Here is a 15,174-nt window from a genome sequence, read left to right as displayed (position 1 = left end):
CCGCGACGGACCTCCGCTAGGCTCGATGTCGTGAAGATCGTCACCTGGAACGTGAACTCGATCCGCCAGCGCCTGCCGCGGGCGCTCGCCCTGCTCGAGCGCTACGAGCCCGACGTCGTGTGCCTGCAGGAGACCAAGGTGATCGACGAGGACTTCCCGGTCGCGGAGTTCGCCGACGCCGGCTACACCTCGGCCTCGTTCGGACAGAAGTCCTACAACGGCGTCGCGATCCTCGCCCGCGACCCGGTCGAAGACGTGGTCCGTGGGTTTCCCGGCGATCCGGTCGCGACCGAGTCGCGGATCCTTGCCGCGCGGGTGGGAGGGCTTCACCTCGTGGACGTCTACGCGATCAACGGCAAGGCGGTCGCCACGCCGTCGTACGAGCTGAAGCTCTCGTGGCTCGATGCGCTCGCGAACTGGATCGGCGACACCTACACGCCCGACGACGCCCTGATCGTGACCGGCGACTTCAACATCGCTCCCGACGATCGCGACGTGCACGACGCCGACCTCTGGCGCGGCAAGAACCTCGCGAGCGAGCCCGAACGGGAGCGGATCGGCGCGCTGTTGCAGTGGGGGTTGGTGGACCTGCAGCGACTGCACGCGGATGGACCCGGTCCGTTCACCTGGTGGGACTATCGGATGGGCGCGTTCCACAAGGGCTGGGGGCTGCGGATCGATCTCGCGCTGGGAACGAAGACCGTGGCGGACCGATGTGTCGCCGTCGAGGTCGACCGTGAGGAACGCAAGCCCTCGACCGGCGAGGGGAAGCCGAGCGATCACGCACCGGTGATCGTGACGCTGGCGGATCGGTGACCTATCGGGGCCGCCACCGCGTGGGGTGGACCCGCCGCCGCTTCCTGATGGCGGGAGGTCTGGCGGCCGTGGGTGTCGCGGCCGGCGGGGTCGCGTGGTGGAACCGCACCCCGGAGGAACATGCCCGAGCCCGCGGGAGGGAGCGCTCCGGCGAGCCACGCGAACCGGTGATCGGCGACGAGCCGCTCGTCGTTCCCGAGCCGAGGAACGTGCCGTTCGCCGCGTTCCGCGACCTCGAGTTGGTGGTTCCGTCGGAGAAGGAGATCGCGATCTGCTACCACGAGGCGGTCTACCCGGATGCCCAGACGATGGAGCCGATCGGCACCTGCCGGCGGAACGGGAACCGCACGAAGTTCGATCCGCCGCCGAAGCGTCCGGGACCGCCCTACATCGTGATGAGCTCCCGGGGACGGGGGACGCCGGCGACTTCGGCGGTCGATGTCGTGATGGAGGGGCGCACGCGGGTGCTGGCGCCGGCCACCGGCCGCGTCGCGCGCGTGAAGCGCTACCGGTACGAGGGAACCTTCGACCAGCGGATCGAGATCGCGCCCACCGACGCCCCCGACCTACGGGTCGTGATGCTCCACGTCGACCAGGTGCAGATCCGGGAGGGCGATCAGCTGATGGCGGGGGAGTCGGTGCTCGGCGTCCCGCGCGTCTTCGGGTTCACCCAGCAGGTCGACTACTACATCCCGGGCCGCAACCCGCACGTGCACCTCGAGGTGAAGGTCCCCGAGCCTCGGAGCGGCAACGGCGGCAACGGCGGCAACGGCGGCGGGAACAACTGATCCTGTGAGGTCCGACCCCAGCGTGAGGGGTGTCCTCCTGGGTAGGACGCGGTTCTAGTACGCGGTACTAGTACGGCGTACGAGCCGGGAGGACCCCCACCGCACCCGCGGTCACTCGGTCGCCGGCCCGACCGCGGCGGTCGGTTCCCCGCCGCGCCCCGCGTCCGAGGCTTCGATCCGCCGCTGACGCGCCTCCTCGCTCCGCTTCCACGCCGTGGCCTCGAGCAACACGGCCACCGCGAGGATCGCGCCTCCGACCACCCACATCAGGGCTGCGGCGTCGCGCTGATCGGCCACAGCTCCCGCCCACGGCGCGGGTAGCGCCGCATACCAGACGTACAGCGGGGACTCCTCCGAGAACAGGGCGAGCGAGAGGAACCCACCGGCTGGGATCGCAAGCAGCAGGGAGAAGATCCGCGCCGGATAGCTCACGCGATGCGGCGACGGGTCGGCGCCCACGAGCGGCCACCAATAGACCAGCCCGATACCGAGGAACAGCCCGTGCTCGATCGCGTGCATCCAGGCCGACTCCATCGAGGCCTGATAGATCGGCGAGAAATGCAAGGCGAACGGACCCGTCGCGAACAGCACCCACCCGACGACCGGGTTCGAGAGCACCCGCGCGGCCCGGCTGCGCACCAACGGCTGCCAGAGGCGGCGCCGCGCCGACGGGCTCGCCGACCGCAGCGCGAGGGTGATCGGAGCCCCCAGTGCCAGCAGCGGCGGCGCCACCAGCATCAACAACACGTGCTGGGCCATGTGCACCGAGAACCGCACCTCGGCGTACGCGTCTATCGGCGACGCCAGTGCCACCAGCACCGCGACCAGGCCCGACGCGAAAGCGAACGTGCGACCCGGGTCCCACCGCCACCCGTTGCGCCGGAGCCGGCGGACCCCCGCGATGTACGCGGCCCCGGCGATGACGACCGGCACCACGGCGGCGGGACCGAGGTTCCATCCGGTCCACGGCGCGCTCCAGGTGAACGGGGGTGGGAGCGTCGACGGATCGACGACGACGGAGATGTCCACCCGGCCATCCTGCCACGGCATCGGTCGGCCGACCCTGCGACGGAAGTTGACCCACCCTGTTCGGGCCGGGAGGATGACCGCGATGGCAGAGCGCGCGGTCGCCCTCGAGGGTTCCCGGCAGCGGGTCACCCCGCTCCGGTTCGGAACGATCCTGTTCCTGGCGTCGGAACTGATGTTCTTCGCCGGGCTGTTCGCCGCCTATTTCTCCCTCCGCGCGATCAGCGACCCATGGCCGCCCGAGGCCGTCGAGCTGGACCTGCTCCTCCCGTCGGTGGCCACCGCCCTGCTCGTGCTCTCGAGCTCCACGTTCGTGGGGGCGATGCATGCGCTCGAGCGCGGCGATCACGGGCGGATGCGACGGTGGATCGCGGCGACCGCCGTGCTGGGGACGGTGTTCCTCGCGTCGCAGATCTACGACTGGACCCGGCTGGATTTCGCCGTGGACACCGACGCGTACGGGACGATCTTCTACTCGATGACGGGCTTCCACGCCTTGCACGTGTTCGCGGGGCTGCTGCTGATGGGTGTCTTGTTGGGGCGTGCCGCGCAGGGTGCGTACGCGACCGGCGATCACAGCAGCGCCCACGCGATCGGCTACTACTGGCACTTCGTCGACGTGGTCTGGGTGGGTCTGTTCGCCGTGATCTACCTGATCCGATGACGGGACGGACGCCGCGCGCCTCGACGGGCCGCAGCGACGCCCGCGTGTTCTCCCGCGTCGTCCGCTGGGGACTGCTGATCGCCGTCGCCGGGCAGGTGGGCTTCTGGCTCTTCGGCGCGGCGACCTCGGCGGCGATCACCGACGAGGAGCGACACGGCCAGCAGCTCTACGAGACGAACTGCATGACATGTCACGGGGTCCAGGGCGAGGGGACCGAGGACGGTCCGTCGCTGGAGGGCTCCGGGCCCGCCGCGGTGGACTTCATGCTCTCGAGCGGACGGATGCCCCTCAACCAACCCCAGCAGCAGCCCGTACGGCAGGAACCCGCCTTCACTCGGACCGAGATGGACGCGATGATCGCCTACGTCGCGCTCCTGCAGCCCGGCGGACCCGAGATCCCCACGGTCGACGCTTCCGCGGGCAGCGTCTCGCTCGGCCAGCAGCTTTGGCTGAGCACCTGCTCGTCGTGCCACGGGGCCGCCGCGGTGGGCGATTCGGTGGGCGGCGGGCAGATCGCTCCTTCTTTGGAGGACTTGACCGACGTGCAGATCGCGGAGGCGATCAGGGTCGGTCCCGGCCTGATGCCGCCGTTCAGCGAGGAGACCTACACGCCGCACGAGGTGGACTCGATCGTGCGGTACGTGGACTTCCTGAGGGACAGCGACGATCCGGGCGGGTTCGGTCTCGGCCGGATCGGGCCGGTGACGGAGGGGCTCGCCGCGTTCGTCGTGGGGCTGGGGATCATCCTGCTCGTGATCCGCCTGACGGGCACGAAGGAGTGAGGTTCCCCTGAGCCCGCATCGCCGTCGCAAAGACACACCCGTTGTGGTGGCCTTCTCGCTCGCGATCCTCGCCGGGCTCGGGCTCGCGATCGTCTACTGGCGGGGGGGCCAAACCCAGATCGAGGGAGCGCTGCTCGCCGTCGCCCTGATCGGCATCGGCGGGGGACTGATCTACTGGAGCAAGCAGCTGATGCCACCCGCCGAGGTGACCGAACCGCGTCACACCGGCCCCTCCGCGGACGAGGACCGTGAGGCCGTCGAAGGCTCCCTGTCCGAAGGTGAGGAACGGCTCGCGCGTCGCACCCTGCTGGGGCGCCTGTTGATCGGCGCGGCGGGAGCGCTGGGACTGGCGGCCCTGTTTCCGATCCGCTCGCTCGGACCGAGCCCGGGGGACACGCTCTACCGCACGCCGTGGCGCGCCGGGATGCGGCTGCGCGACGAGACGGGCCGGCTCGTCAAGGTCGACGAACTCGAACAGGACTCGTTCACGACGGTGTTCCCGGAGACCGCACCCGGGTCGGCCGACGGGCAGGCGGTCCTGATCCGCGTGGACCCCTCCGCGCTCCGGCTCCCGGCCGATCGAGCGGACGGGGCGCCCGAGGGTTACGTCTGCTACTCGAAGGTGTGCACGCACCTGGGGTGTCCGATCGGGCTGTATCTGGCTGCAACCCATGAGCTCCGCTGTCCGTGCCACCAGTCGACGTTCGACGTGCTGAGCGGCGCCGAGCCCGTGTACGGACCGGCGGCCCGCCCGCTCCCGCAGCTGTTGCTCGAGGTCGACGACGACGACTACCTCGTCGCGCAGGGCGACTTCACCGGCCCGATCGGTCCGGGTTACTGGACGATCGACAAGGGGCCCGAGGGCTCGGGGGTCGACCCGCTGTGAAGCTCGTGCGCAAGGGGGTCGAGGAGATCGACGACCGCGTCGGCGGCGCGAGCTTCCTGAAGCGTTCGCTCGGCAAGGTGTTCCCCGACCACTGGGCGTTCATGCTCGGGGAGGTCGCCCTATATTCGTTCGTGCTGCTGGTCCTGACGGGCGTGTTCCTGACGTTCTTCTACGAGCCCTCGACCCGAGAGGTGACCTACGACGGTCCGTACCCGCCGCTGCAGGGCGAGCAGATGTCGGCGGCATACGAGTCGGTGATGCGTATCTCCTACGAGGTGCGCGCCGGTCTGGTGATGCGCCAGATCCACCACTGGTCGGCGCTCGTGTTCGTGGCGGCGATCCTGGTCCACATGCTGCGGGTGTTCTTCACCGGGGCGTTCCGCAAGCCCCGGGACATCAACTGGACGGTCGGGTTCACGCTGCTGCTGCTCGGGATGGGCGCCGGCTTCACGGGCTACTCCCTGCCCGACGACCTGCTGTCGGGAACGGGGATCCGGATCGGGTACTCGGCCCTGCTGTCGATCCCCGTGATCGGGGAGTGGGCCGCCTTCCTGTTCTTCGGGGGCGAGTACCCGGCGCCGGCCTTCCTCCGCCGCTTCTACGCGTTGCACATCATGATCATCCCCGGACTGCTGATCGGGGCGATGACCGTGCACCTGATGCTCGTTTGGCGCCAGAAGCACACCGAGTTCGACGGTCCGGGCCGCAGCGAGCACACGGTGACCGGCACGCGACTGTGGCCGAACTACGGGATGAAGGCGCTCGGGTTGATGTTCGTCGTCTTCGGCACGCTCTCGCTGCTCGGAGGCCTGTTCCAGGTCAATCCGATCTGGCTCTACGGCCCATTCGTCCCGTACTCGGCGAGCTCGCCGGCCCAACCTGACTGGTACATGGGCTGGATCGAGGGCCTCGTGCGCCTCGCGCCGAACTGGACCGAGTTCTCGGTGTTCGGCTACCTCGTCGCAGAGCCGTTCATCCCCGCGGTCGTGCTGCCGGGGATCTTCATCACGATCGTCGCCCTGTGGCCGGTGCTGGAGCGGCGGTTCACCGGCGACCATGAGATGCACAACCTGCTGCAACGTCCGCGTGACGCGCCGATCCGCACGGCGCTCGGCGTGGCCGGGGTCACGATCATGGCGGTCCTCACGCTTGCGGGCAGCAACGACGTGCTGGCGAAGTTCCTCCAGATCGAGGTCGACACCCTGAACGAGGTTTTCAAGTGGCTATTGCTGCTTGCGCCGCCGGCCGCCGGGTACCTGACCTACCGGATCTGTCGCGAACTTCGCGACCGGGACGAGCACCCGATCCGGCGGCCGCGCCGGGTCCGCGTACGGTGGAACGCCGAGGGTGGCTTCGACGACGTCGAGGATGACGCGCCGCCCGGCGCCGGGTCCCCGGGAACCCGTCCGGAGGAACGCGTATGAGCGTTCACGCGCGTCGGGTGCTCTCGGCCCTAGTGGTTGCGGTCGGGGCGGCGCTGCTTTCCGGGTGCGCGTCGAGCTTCGGGATCCCCGACGGAGCCACCGAGCAGGGCCGTGACATCAACGACCTGTGGGGGCGCTTCTTCGTCGCCTCGTTGATCGTCGGCGGGATCACGCTCGCGTTGATCGTGATCGCGATCGTGGTCTTCCGGCGCCGCCGAGGTGACGACGCGCTTCCCCGTCAGTCCGAGGGCAACGTTCCGCTCGAGATCGTGTACACGGCGATCCCGATCGCGATCGTGATCGTCCTGTGGTCGTTGTCGATGACGACCGAGAACCGGGTGCTCGACGTGGCCGACGACCCGGACGTGAGCGTGCACGTCGAGGCGTTCGCCTGGGGATGGCGATTCGGCTATCCGCAGGAGGGAGTCGAGCTCGTCAGCGAGCCGGACACTGCAGGCCCGCAGATGGTGCTGCCGGTGGGTCGCACCACCCGGATCCGCCTGACCTCGGACGATGTGATCCATTCGTTCTACGTTCCCGACTTCCTGTTCAAGCGCGACGCGGTGCCCGGTCACGTCTGGGAGTTCGACATCACGCCCGCGGAGACCGGCGTGTTCGAGGGAACGTGCGCGGAGTTCTGCGGGTTGAACCACGCGTTCATGCGGTTCAGCGTCCGGGTCGTCGAGCCGGCCGAGTACGCGTCGTGGCTGCGAACCGCGGCGGACGCGCAGGCGGAGCAGGAGGCCACCCTATGAGCATCACGGCCGAACGGCCGAAGGTGGGAGCCACGCCCGATCCGTCTCACCGACGCCGCGGCGCGATCGTGGAGTGGCTCACGACGACCGACCACAAGAAGCTCGGCGTCCTCTACATGTGCACGGCGTTCTTCTTCTTCCTGGTCGGGGGACTGCTCGCGCTCGGGATCCGGCTCGAGCTCGCGGAGCCCGGCCAGCAGTTCTTCTCGAGCCACACCTATGCGCAGATGTTCACGATCCACGGCACGACGATGATCTTCCTGTTCGCCGCCCCGTTCGGGCTCGGGCTGGCCAACTACCTCGTTCCGCTGCAGATCGGCGCGCCGGACATGGCGTTCCCCCGGCTCAACGCCCTCTCGTACTGGCTGTTCGCGGCCGGCGGGCTGTTGATATTCCTCGGGTTCGGGGCCTCCGGCGGGGCGGCGGGCGCCGGGTGGACGGGGTACGCGCCGCTGTCGGAGGTGCGATGGACCCCCGGCGCCGGGATCGACCTGTGGATCATCGGACTGACGCTCACGAGCATCTCGGGGATCCTCACCGGGCTGAACCTCGTCACGACGGTCGCCCTGCTGCGTGCGCCCGGCATGACGATGTGGCGTCTGCCGGTGTTCACCTGGGACATGCTGACCACGAGTGTGATCATCCTGATGGCGTTCCCACCCGTGGCGACGGCGCTCTCGCTCCTGCTGATCGACCGGCGGCTCGGTGGACACGTGTACGATGCCGCGACCGGGGGCGACCCGATCCTGTATCAGCACTTGTTCTGGTTCCTCGGCCATCCGGAGGTTTACATCGTGATCCTGCCGTTCTTCGGGGTGATCACCGAGATCATCCCGGTGTTCTCGCGCAAGCCGTTGTTCGGCTACTTCGGGTTCATCCTCGCGACGCTTGCGATCGCGGCGCTGTCGATGACGGTGTGGGCGCACCACATGTTCACGACCGGCGCCGTGGACAACCCCTTCTTCTCGGCGATGTCGATGATGATCGCGGTGCCCACCGGCGTGAAGTTCTTCAACTGGATCTTCACGATGTGGGGCGGGAAGATCTCGTTCAAGACGCCGATGCTGTTCGCGATGGGGTTCCTGTTCAACTTCCTGATCGGGGGTGTGACAGGGGTGATCCTGGCCTCGCCCTCGATCGACTTTCACGTGCAGGACACCTATTTCCTCGTCTCGCACTTCCACTACGTGATGATGGGAGGTGCCGCGTTCCTGGTGTTCGCGGCGATCTATTTCTGGTTCCCGAAGTTCACGGGGATCAAGCTGCGGGAGTCGCTCGGGCGCTTGACGTTCGCGCTGATGTTCGTCGGGTTCAACCTGACGTTCTGGCCGCAATTCGTGGTCGGTCTGCGGGGGATGCCCAGGCGGATCGTCGACTATCCCTCCTCGCTCGGCTACGACACCCCCAACCTCGTGTCGTCGATCGGCTCGGGTGTGCTCGCGCTCGGCGTGCTCGTGTTCCTGATCGACCTGGTCGTGTCGCTGCGCCGCCGGGTTCCGGCCGGGGGCGACCCGTGGGGCGGGTACTCGCTCGAGTGGGCCACGAGCTCGCCGCCTCCCGAGCACAACTTCGACCGGGTGCCGCCGATCCGTTCGGTCCGTCCGACCTTCGACCTGCGCCACCCCGAGCTCGCCGATCCCGGCGCCGGGAAGGAGGTCTCCCCGTGAAGACCCTGGCCAAGGCTTTCCTGGGCGTCGGCTTGTTCGCGACCGTCGTCGCGGTCGCCTACTGGTTCGTGGAGCTGTCCGAGGAGGAGGGGCGCGTCCTGCTCGCCGTCTGGGTTCTGATGACCGCGACGGTCGCCGGTTACCTGATCTACCACGGGGTCTTCCGCGACCGGCAGGCGGCGCCCGGTGATGATGCAACCGCACTGCCGGAGGACGCGGCGGGTCGCGAGGTGGGTGCGTTCCCGTTCTCGAGCATGTGGCCCATCGTGTTCGTTGCCGGGGTCGTGGTGCTCGGAGCGGCGGTGATCTTCGGGCTGCTCCTGTCGCCGGTGGGTCTCGCGATCGTGACGATCGCGGTGCTGGGGCTGATGCGCGAGAGCAGAGCTTGAGCGACGGAACCACCCCCCGCCCGCCCGACCCCGCCTCGGCACCGTCGGGCTCCCTGCGGCGTCGGATCCTGACGCGGGTCGCATTCCTGCTCGTGGCGGCGGTAGCGCTCTACATCCTGTGGCCGTCGCTCGCCAAGGTGTTCTCGGCGGTGCCCGACCTCGACGAGATCGCCCCGGGGTGGTTCCTCGCGATGCTCGCCCTCGAGGCGGCGAGCTTCGCCGCGATGTGGGTGCTGCTCGCGATCACGCTGCGCTCGCGCAAGTGGTTCGCGATCGGAACGGCGCAGCTCGCGGGGAACGCGGTCGGCCGGGTGGTTCCCGGGGGCGCGGCCGCGGGCGCCGCGGCGCAGTACACCCTGATGGTCCAGGGCGGCGTCGAGGCGACGCGGGTGGGAACCGGCGTCACGGCCGCGTCGTTGATCAGCACGGCGACGATCTTCGCCCTCCCACTGCTGTCGGTGCCCGCGGTGCTCGCGAGCGCGGGGATCCCCGACGGGCTCGTCCACGCGGTGTGGCTCGGTGGTGCCGTGCTCGGGCTGGCGTTCGCCGCGGGGGCGATGCTGCTGTTCCGCGACCGGCCGGTCGAGCGGGTCGGGCATGCGATCGCGTGGGTCCTCCGGCGGATGCGTCGTCCGGCCTCGGGCGAGCAGCTGGCGGAGCGGCTCGTGGACGAACGGGATCTGCTGCGCACGACGCTGCGCTCGGACTGGTGGAAGGCCGTCTTGGCCTCCCTCGCGAACTGGCTCCTGGACTACCTCGCGCTGCTCGCGGCGCTGACCGCTGTGGGCGCGCGTCCGGACCCGCCGCTCGTGCTGCTCGCCTACGCGTCGTCGATGGTCCTCGGCATGATCCCGCTCACCCCCGGCGGGCTGGGCTTCGTCGAGGCGGGGCTGACGGGAACCCTCGCCCTGGCCGGAGTCAGCGGTGCGGAAGCGGTCCTGGCGATCCTGGCCTACCGTTTGGTCTCGTACTGGCTCCCGATGCCGGTGGGTGGCATCGCGTACTGGCTCGCCCGGCGCCGTTCGGGCGCGAAACCGCTGCCCGCGAACTGATCCGCTCAGCTCACACGGGGCGGTCGTTGTCGCGGCGGTAGCGGCGGATCAGGGCGTTCGTCGAGGAGTCGTGCGTCAGGTCGGGAACTTCGGCCGCTCCGAGCTCGGGGATCACACGGTTCGCGAGGATCTTGCCGAGCTCGACCCCCCACTGGTCGAAGGAGTCGATCGACCAGATCGTGCCCTGGACGAAGACGTGGTGCTCGTAGAGCGCAATCAGTTTGCCGAGTGTCTCGGGCGTCAGCTCGCGGGCGAGCAGGGTCGTGGTGGGCCGGTTCCCCTCGCACACCCGGTGGGGGATCTGCGCCTCGGGAACCCCGGCGGCCCGGAGCTCGTCCGCGCTCCGGCCGAACGCCAGCGCTTCGGTCTGGGCGATCAGGTTCGCGGTCAGGAGGTCGTGGTGGTTGCCGACCTCATTCAGCGTGCGGGTGAACCCGATGAGATCGCACGGGATCAGGCGCGTCCCCTGGTGGATCAGCTGGTAGAAGGCGTGTTGGCCGTTCGTGCCGGGCTGTCCCCATACGATCTGCCCGGTGTCGTGGTCGACGGGGACGCCCTCGAGCGTCACGTGCTTGCCGTTGCTCTCCATCTCGAGCTGCTGCAGGTAGGCGGGGAACCGCCCGAGGTAGTGGTCGTAGGGGAGCACCGCGAGGGTCTGCGCGCCGAAGAACGTCGCGTACCACACCGAGAGCACCCCCATCAGCACGGGGAGGTTTCGCTCGAACGGCGCCGAGCGGAAGTGCTCGTCGATCGCGTGGAACCCATGGAGCATCTCGCGGAACCGCTCGGGTCCGATCGCGATCATCAGCGACACTCCGATCGCAGAGTCGACCGAGTAGCGGCCGCCGACCCAGTCCCAGAACCCGAACATGTTGTCGGTGTCGATCCCGAACCCCGCCACGCCCTCGGCGTTGGTCGAGACGGCGACGAAGTGCTTCGCGACCGCCGCTTCGTCGCCGCCCAGTCCCGCGAGCAGCCAGTCGCGAGCGCTCGTGGCGTTCGTCAGGGTCTCGAGCGTGCTCCAGCTCTTGGAGCACACGACGAAGAGGGTTTCCGCGGGGTCGAGGTCACGCGTCGCCTCGACGAGGTCGGTCCCGTCGATGTTCGAGATGAAACGGAACGTCATGTCCCGTCGCGCGTAGTGTCGCAGCGCCTCGTAGGCCATCACGGGCCCGAGGTCCGAGCCACCGATCCCGATGTTGATCACGTTGCGGATCGGCTTGCCGGTGTGCCCGGTCCATGCGCCCGAGCGGATCCGCTCGGCGAGCCCCGCCATCCGGTCGAGGACGGCGTGCACCTCCGGGACGACCTCGGCGCCGTCGGCCACGAGCTCTGCGTCGCGCGGCGCCCGAAGGGCGACGTGGAGCACCGCGCGGTCCTCCGAGACGTTGATGTGCTCCCCGGCGAACATCGCGTCGATCCGTGCCCGCAGGCCGGACTCCTCGGCGAGCCGAACCAGGAGACGGAGGGTCTCGTCGGTCGCCCGATGCTTGGAGTAGTCCAGGTACAGGCCCTCGGCCTCGAGGGCCATGCGGGTTCCCCGGCCCGGATCCTGGGCGAACAGCTCCTTCAACGTCCGGGGGGCGAGCTCGGCGTGGTGCTCCTCGAGCGCACGGTACGCAGGACGCAGGCGCAGTCGTTCCGTATCCAGGGTCGGATCCCTCCTCGCGCCGAAGTATGCGGAGTTTACCGACCTCGGACGTAACTCGGATAACTCGGGGTAACTCTTGTATACATCGACCTATCGGGCGAGCCGCCCGAGGTCGCGGTCGGTGAGGGCGGCGACGTCGGCGATCGCGTCGACGGTCACGTCCGCCGCGGGGTAGGCGCCCACGATGTCCGGGTCGAGGGCGTAGTGCCCCTGGCGGACGAACACGGTCGTGACCCGTTCAGCCCACGCCTGCTTGATCACCGTGAGGATGCGCAGCTTGTCGTCGAGCACGACGTAGCGCTCGGCGGGGAATCGGCGCTCGACGTACGCGAGCTGTTCCTCCTTGTGCACGTAGATCAACACGTTCCCGGCGACCGCGTCCCACAGCCCCGAGCGCACGATCTTGCGCGGCTGGAAGACCGCGTCGCCGTCGGAGAGGATCGCGGTCGTTCCGAGCCGCTCGAGCCGGCGCACGGCGTCGAGCGCCCCGGGGAGCACGCGCTCGGCGAAGGGGTAGTCGACGAGCCAGGACGACATCTCGAGCACGCGCGGATCGTGCAGGTTCGTGAGCCGATAGCGCTGGAGGGCGCCGAGGTAGTCGGCGAAGCCCTCGTCCTCGCGGATCTGCTCGAAGATCTCGAAGTACCGCTCGCGGAGCGGAACGCCGAACGTCGCATCCAGGTGCGCCCGCAGGTCGGCGGTGACCCGGTCGTTGTCCAGCAGCGTGTCGTCGACGTCGGTCAGGGCGACGACGCGCTCGCGATCGGCCACGCGCGGGTCAGTCCATGTCCGGCGCGTGCCAGCCGCCGACGTGCTCGGTCAGTTCGTCGGCTTCGGCCGGACCCCAGCTCCCCTTCGCGTAGGGGACAACGGGCACCGCGTCGTCGAGGATCGGGTCGACGATCCGCCAGGCGGCTTCGACGGTGTCCTGCCGTGCGAACTGGGTCTGGTCGCCGCGTGCCGCCTCGTGGAGCAGTCGCTCGTAGGGAGGAAGGTCGTCGGAGGGCCGGTTCGCGAAGTCGACGTCGACGTCCTCGCCCACGAGCCCCGCCGCCTGCTGCTTCGCCCGGGCGTCGAGCGAGATCTTGAACCCGGGCGTCACCTGGAACCGGAACATGTTCGGGTGCCCCTTGGCCACGTCGGGGAACACCGTCGAGGGAGGCCGCTTCAGCTCCACGGCGACCTCGGTGGTCGTCACCGGGAGGCACTTGCCCGCGCGGATCAGGAACGGAACGCCCTGCCAGCGCCAGGTGTCGACGTGGAACCGCATCGCGACGTAGGTCTCCATCGTGGAATCGGCACGCACCCCCTCGACCGATCGGTATCCCTCGTACTGCCCGCGAACGACGTCGCGGGGCCGGAGCGGGGAGATCGTCTCCATGATCTTCGCCCGCTCGTTGCGGATCGAGTCCTGTTCGGCGCTCGCGGGCGGTTCCATCGCGACCATCGCCGTCAGCTGGAGTAGGTGGTTCTGCACGACGTCCCGGACCGCGCCGACGGAGTCGTAGAACGCGCCTCGATCGGCCACGTCGAAGTCCTCGGCCATCGTGATCTGCACGCTGTGGACGTATCGCCGGTTCCACACGGGTTCGAGGAACGTGTTCGCGAACCGGAAGTAGAAGAGGTTCTGAACCGGGTCCTTCCCGAGGTAGTGGTCGATCCGGAAGATCGAACGCTCGTCGAACACCGAGTGGAGCACCCCGTTCAGGCGCCGGGCGCTGGCGAGGTCGTGCCCGAACGGCTTCTCGACGACGACGCGGGCATCCTTCGCGGACTCGCTCGACCCGAGCGCCTCGATCACCACGGGGAACAGGCTGGGAGGGATCGCGAGGTAGTGCATCGGCCTGCGGGCATCGCCCAGCTTCGTGCGCAGGTCCGCGAACGTCGCGGGATCGTTGTAGTCCCCGTCCACGTACCGCAGCAGTTTCATCAGCGTGGCGAACGCGTGCTCGTCGAGCCCGCCCGGATGGGCCGTTACGCTCTCGCGCGCTCGCTTGCAGAGATCGTCGAGGGTCCACCCGGCCTTCGCGACGCCGATCACCGGGATGTCGAGCGTGCCGTGACGGACCATCGACTGCAGCGCGGGGAAGATCTGTTTGTAGGCGAGGTCGCCCGTCGCGCCGAAGAACACGAGGGCGTCGGCCTGGGCGTCATGGCTCACGAGGAGCCGTCCTCGAGCTTCTCGAGGTGACCGCCGAACCCGAACCGCATCGCCGACAGCACCTTGTGCTCGAACTCGGCGGCCTCGCGGCTCGTGAACCGGTCGAACAGAGCGGCGCTGATCACCGGGACCGGCACCCCTTCGTCCACGGCCGCGAGCACGGTCCAGCGGCCTTCACCCGAGTCCGAGACGCGTCCCTCGAACCCTTCGAGCGTCGGGTGTTCCGCGAGTGCTTCCGCCGTCAGGTCGAGCAGCCACGAGGAGACGACGCTGCCTCGACGCCAGACCTCGGTGATGTCGGGCAGGGAGAGGTCGTAGCGATACAGGTCGGGATCGCGCAGCGGCGTGGTCTCGGCGTCAACGTCGCGCGTCCGGTTGCCGACGTCGGCGTTCTCGAGCACGTTGAGTCCCTCGGCGTAGGCGGCCATCAGGCCGTACTCGATCCCGTTATGCACCATCTTCACGAAGTGGCCGGCGCCGTTGGGACCACAGTGCAGGTAGCCCTGCTCGGCCCGGGAGGGATCCCCGGTGCGGCCCTCGGTGCGCGGTGCGGCGTCGACGCCGGGCGCCAGGGCCGCGAACACGGGATCGAGGCGATCGACGATCGCGTCCTCGCCGCCGATCATCATGCAGTAGCCGCGATCGAGACCCCAGACGCCGCCGCTCACCCCGACATCGACGTAGTGCAACGACTTCGGGGCGAGATCCTTCGCCCGGCGCAGGTCGTCGTGGTAGTAGGAGTTCCCGCCGTCGATCACGGCGTCGTCGGCCTGCAGCAGGGGAACGAGGCCGGCCAGCGTCGGATCGACGACCGCGGCCGGGACCATGAGCCACACGTGACGGGGAGGGGAGAGGGCGCCGACGAACTCCTCGAGCGAGCCTGCCCCCGTGGCCCCGTCGGCGACCAGGGTCTGCACCGCTGGGGGATGGACGTCGTAGACGACGCACTCGTGCCCGCTTCGGTGCAGGCGGCGCACCATGTTCGCGCCCATCCGTCCGAGTCCGATCATGCCGAGCTGCATCCGGTTGATCCCTCCCCGCGTCGGTGCGCACGACGATAGAGCATGAAGGAGCCTCGAACACGGTGGCGGGGAGTGTCGGAGGGGCCGGCCG

At 69.1% G+C, this 15,174-nt stretch carries 15 protein-coding genes; 10 read left to right on the top strand and 5 right to left on the bottom strand.

The window, feature by feature from the left end:
* Positions 1-30: 30 nt before the first annotated feature.
* Complete coding sequence (gene xth, locus WEF05_00335; GenBank protein MEX1100347.1) at positions 31-816, top strand: exodeoxyribonuclease III; 786 nt, start codon at positions 31-33, stop codon at positions 814-816.
* The gene (locus WEF05_00330) at positions 813-1,604 is read left to right on the top strand and encodes a hypothetical protein (protein ID MEX1100346.1); all 792 of its coding nucleotides are present in this window, start codon (positions 813-815) and stop codon (positions 1,602-1,604) included. Before xth ends, WEF05_00330 begins: the two co-directional genes overlap by 4 nt.
* Positions 1,605-1,715: 111 nt before the next feature.
* Here WEF05_00330 and WEF05_00325 read toward each other — a convergent pair whose 3' ends face one another.
* Positions 1,716-2,633 (bottom strand): cytochrome c oxidase assembly protein, encoded by a 918-nt coding sequence (locus tag WEF05_00325; GenBank protein ID MEX1100345.1) that lies wholly within the window; start codon positions 2,631-2,633, stop codon positions 1,716-1,718.
* A gap of 82 nt (positions 2,634-2,715) precedes the next feature.
* On the opposite strand from WEF05_00325, the gene WEF05_00320 reads away from it, so the two are divergent.
* The 8 genes from WEF05_00320 to WEF05_00285 are packed head-to-tail and all read left to right on the top strand — an operon-like array spanning position 2,716 to position 10,249.
* Positions 2,716-3,294: a heme-copper oxidase subunit III gene (locus tag WEF05_00320; GenBank protein ID MEX1100344.1), complete on the top strand. Its 579-nt coding sequence runs from the start codon at positions 2,716-2,718 to the stop codon at positions 3,292-3,294.
* Complete coding sequence (locus WEF05_00315; GenBank protein ID MEX1100343.1) at positions 3,291-4,076, top strand: c-type cytochrome; 786 nt, start codon at positions 3,291-3,293, stop codon at positions 4,074-4,076. The genes WEF05_00320 and WEF05_00315 overlap by 4 nt, the downstream gene beginning before the upstream one ends.
* Positions 4,077-4,122: 46 nt before the next feature.
* Complete coding sequence (locus WEF05_00310; GenBank protein MEX1100342.1) at positions 4,123-4,962, top strand: Rieske 2Fe-2S domain-containing protein; 840 nt, start codon at positions 4,123-4,125, stop codon at positions 4,960-4,962.
* Positions 4,959-6,386: a cytochrome bc complex cytochrome b subunit gene (locus WEF05_00305; protein ID MEX1100341.1), complete on the top strand. Its 1,428-nt coding sequence runs from the start codon at positions 4,959-4,961 to the stop codon at positions 6,384-6,386. Before WEF05_00310 ends, WEF05_00305 begins: the two co-directional genes overlap by 4 nt.
* A complete protein-coding gene (coxB, locus tag WEF05_00300) occupies positions 6,383-7,141 on the top strand; it encodes a cytochrome c oxidase subunit II (protein ID MEX1100340.1) in 759 nt (252 codons plus the stop codon). Before WEF05_00305 ends, coxB begins: the two co-directional genes overlap by 4 nt.
* Complete coding sequence (gene ctaD / locus WEF05_00295) at positions 7,138-8,808, top strand: cytochrome c oxidase subunit I (protein MEX1100339.1); 1,671 nt, start codon at positions 7,138-7,140, stop codon at positions 8,806-8,808. Before coxB ends, ctaD begins: the two co-directional genes overlap by 4 nt.
* Entirely contained in the window at positions 8,805-9,197 is a 393-nt protein-coding gene (locus WEF05_00290) for a cytochrome c oxidase subunit 4 (GenBank protein ID MEX1100338.1), read from the top strand. Before ctaD ends, WEF05_00290 begins: the two co-directional genes overlap by 4 nt.
* Entirely contained in the window at positions 9,194-10,249 is a 1,056-nt protein-coding gene (locus WEF05_00285; protein MEX1100337.1) for a flippase-like domain-containing protein, read from the top strand. Before WEF05_00290 ends, WEF05_00285 begins: the two co-directional genes overlap by 4 nt.
* Positions 10,250-10,259: 10 nt before the next feature.
* Here the strand turns inward: WEF05_00285 and pgi are convergent, their stop codons facing one another.
* The 4 genes from pgi to gnd form a co-directional block, all read right to left on the bottom strand.
* Positions 10,260-11,900 (bottom strand): glucose-6-phosphate isomerase, encoded by a 1,641-nt coding sequence (pgi, locus tag WEF05_00280; protein MEX1100336.1) that lies wholly within the window; start codon positions 11,898-11,900, stop codon positions 10,260-10,262.
* 90 nt (positions 11,901-11,990) lie between these two features.
* Entirely contained in the window at positions 11,991-12,671 is a 681-nt protein-coding gene (locus tag WEF05_00275; protein ID MEX1100335.1) for an HAD family hydrolase, read from the bottom strand.
* A gap of 7 nt (positions 12,672-12,678) precedes the next feature.
* The gene (gene zwf / locus WEF05_00270; GenBank protein ID MEX1100334.1) at positions 12,679-14,061 is read right to left on the bottom strand and encodes a glucose-6-phosphate dehydrogenase; all 1,383 of its coding nucleotides are present in this window, start codon (positions 14,059-14,061) and stop codon (positions 12,679-12,681) included.
* Positions 14,058-15,083 carry a decarboxylating 6-phosphogluconate dehydrogenase gene (gene gnd, locus WEF05_00265; protein MEX1100333.1) on the bottom strand — a complete coding sequence of 342 codons (1,026 nt, stop codon included), beginning with the start codon at positions 15,081-15,083 and terminating at the stop codon, positions 14,058-14,060. Before gnd ends, zwf begins: the two co-directional genes overlap by 4 nt.
* Positions 15,084-15,174: the final 91 nt, after the last annotated feature.

This window comes from Actinomycetota bacterium (assembly GCA_040881665.1).
Lineage (GTDB): Bacteria > Actinomycetota > UBA4738 > UBA4738 > HRBIN12 > JBBDWR01.
The sequence above is the reverse complement of the archived record's forward strand: the minus strand, read 5'-3'. Positions and strand labels throughout refer to the sequence as shown.